Below are 2,561 nucleotides of genomic sequence, written 5' to 3' on the forward strand. Positions count from 1 at the left end.
GATTGTCTATTCGGGCATCTCGGTGATCGCCTGCTACGCCATGGCCGGCCCGATGCGCGCGGTGGTGTTGTCCATGTTTGGCGTAGCCATGATCTATGCCATTTTCGCCCTCCCCGCAAAGCAGGTGCGATGGATCACGGCCGGCCAGCTGGTCCTGCTGGGCATCGTGATGACCGTGATGTCGCGCTGGCAACCAGAGCGCTATCCTGCCGGTGAGGAGATACTCACGTTCTTCCAAATGTGTGTCGTACTGCCTGTATTTGCGGTGCTTGCAGGACGTTTGAGTGAACTGCGTGGGCGGTTGGGCCAACAGAAGATTGCCTTGCGCGAGGCGCTGCAGCGCAATGTGGAACTGGCTGAACGGGACGAGCTCACGGGACTGCTCAATCGCCGACGGGCAGCGGAGCTCCTGGAGTTGTGTACCAAGCAGACAGCGCGTGGCGGGTCGTTTGCCATCGTGATTCTCGACATCGACTATTTCAAGCGCATCAACGACAGTCATGGCCATGCCGTTGGTGACTTGGTGCTACGGCGCTTTGCACATGTGGCGCAGTCTATCTTGCGCGATGGCGACGTCCTCGCCCGCTGGGGCGGCGAGGAGTTCCTGCTCGTCTTGCCAACGGATGGCGCCGCCTCTGCTGCAGCGTTAGCGCAACGCCTGCGCGAACGTACGGCCGCGACGTCCATTGCGCTGCCACACGGTGGCTCGGTGACCATCACGGTGTCGATCGGAGTGGCCGCCTTGTGCGAAGGCGAGCTGACCAGTGCCGTGCTGGAACGAGCAGACGCGGCGCTGTACCGCGCCAAGGCGAAAGGGCGCAACCGCGTAGAAGTCGCCTAGCAACGCGCCGTCTTCTTCTGAGCACCGCGATCGTGTCCTGCGCTGACTTACTCGGACGCGATCGTTTCCAACTCTTCCCAACGGGCCATCATCGCTGGAATGGCCGACTCGAGTTCGGCCACCCGGCTGCGCACGACGCCAAGGGTGGCCGGGTCACGGACCACGGCGGGGTCGGCCAGGGCGACGTAGCCCTGCTCCAACTCCGTCTCGCTGGCGCTGATCCGGTCCGGCAGCTCGGCCAGCTCCTGCGTTTCCTTGTACGACAGCTTGCGCTTCTTCGGCTTTGCGCCGGTAGGTACCTCAACCCGCTTGGTTGGCGCCGCGGTGATCACGGCTGGCACGGGCCGCTGTCGAAGCCAGTCGGTGTAGCCGCCCACATACTCGCGGACCACCCCCTTCCCCTCGAACACCAACGTGCTCGAGACCACGGCATCGAGGAAGGCACGGTCGTGCGATACCAGCAGCAGCGTGCCGGTGAACGCCGTGAGCAGCGCCTCGAGCACATCGAGCGTTTCGATGTCGAGGTCATTGGTGGGTTCATCGAGCACCAGCACGTTGAACGAGCGCGTGAAGAGTCGCGCCAGCAGCAGGCGATTACGCTCGCCGCCGCTGAGCGCTCGCACCGGCGTGCGGGCACGATCGGTTGAGAACAGAAAGTCCTGCAGGTAGCCGTTCACATGCCGCTGCTGACCGCCCACGGTCACGAAGTCGGCGCCGTCGGCGATACTGTCGAACACGCTCTGCTCCGGATCGAGCTGCTCGCGCCGTTGATCGAAGTACGCGATCTCGAGGTTGGTGCCGTGACGGATCGACCCGCTCTGCGGGGCGAGTTCGCCCAAGAGCAGCTTGATGAGGGTGGTCTTGCCGCAACCGTTCGGCCCCACCAGCCCCACGCGGTCGCCGCGCATGATGGTGGTGGTGAGATCCGACACGATCGGCTTGCTGGCATGCGAGAAGCTGATCGCGTTCGCTTCGATCACCATCCGTCCGGAGCGCTCGGCGTCCTGCGTCTGCGCCCGCGTGGTGCCCACCCGTTCGCGTCGCTGCGAACGCTCCACCCGCAGCGCCTCGAGCCCGCGCACCCGTCCTTCGTTGCGGGTGCGCCGCGCCTGAATGCCCGTGCGGATCCACACCTCTTCCTTCGCCAGCCGCTTATCGAACTCTTCCCAACTCTTCGCTTCCGACGCCAGCATGGCGTCCTTGCGCTCGAGGTAGGTGTCGTAGTCGGTGCCGAAGTCCACCAGGCGGCCGCGATCGAGTTCCACGATGCGCGTGGCCACGCGGCGCAGGAACGCACGATCGTGCGTCACGAAAATCAGCGTGAGGCCGCGCGACGTGAGGTACTCCTCCATCCACTCGATCGCTTCAATGTCGAGATGGTTGGTGGGCTCGTCCAGCAGAATGACGTCGGGCTCGCACACCAGCGCGCGCGCCAGCAACGCCTGGCGCGTGCGACCACCCGAGGCCTGTTCGATGCGCGCCTCGGGATCGAGCGCCAAGTGCTCGAGTACCGTTTCCACGCGGATGTGCAGCTGCCACGCATCGGCCGAATCGAGCGCCCGATGCAGGCGGTCGAGTTCGCGCAGCGCCGCCTCGGAGTGATCCGTGCTCACGCGAATCGAGGCCGCGTGATACTCGGTGAGCAGGCGACCGCGATCGCCCAGCCCGTCAGCCACCACCTCGAACATCGATCCGGTGAGCGCCAGCGGCATCTCCTGAT

Annotated in this window: 2 protein-coding genes; one reads left to right on the forward strand and one right to left on the reverse strand. The window is 64.9% G+C overall.

Going from position 1 to position 2,561, the window contains the following annotated elements:
* A partial coding sequence (locus ACIRA7_RS16730) for a GGDEF domain-containing protein (protein ID WP_396221966.1) occupies nt 1-841 on the forward strand: 841 nt, incomplete at its 5' end.
* 47 nt (nt 842-888) lie between these two features.
* Here ACIRA7_RS16730 and ACIRA7_RS16735 read toward each other — a convergent pair.
* A partial coding sequence (locus ACIRA7_RS16735) for an ATP-binding cassette domain-containing protein (RefSeq protein ID WP_396221967.1) occupies nt 889-2,561 on the reverse strand: 1,673 nt, incomplete at its 5' end.

This window comes from Gemmatimonas sp. (assembly GCF_044376735.1).
In the GTDB taxonomy this organism is placed as follows: domain Bacteria; phylum Gemmatimonadota; class Gemmatimonadetes; order Gemmatimonadales; family Gemmatimonadaceae; genus Gemmatimonas.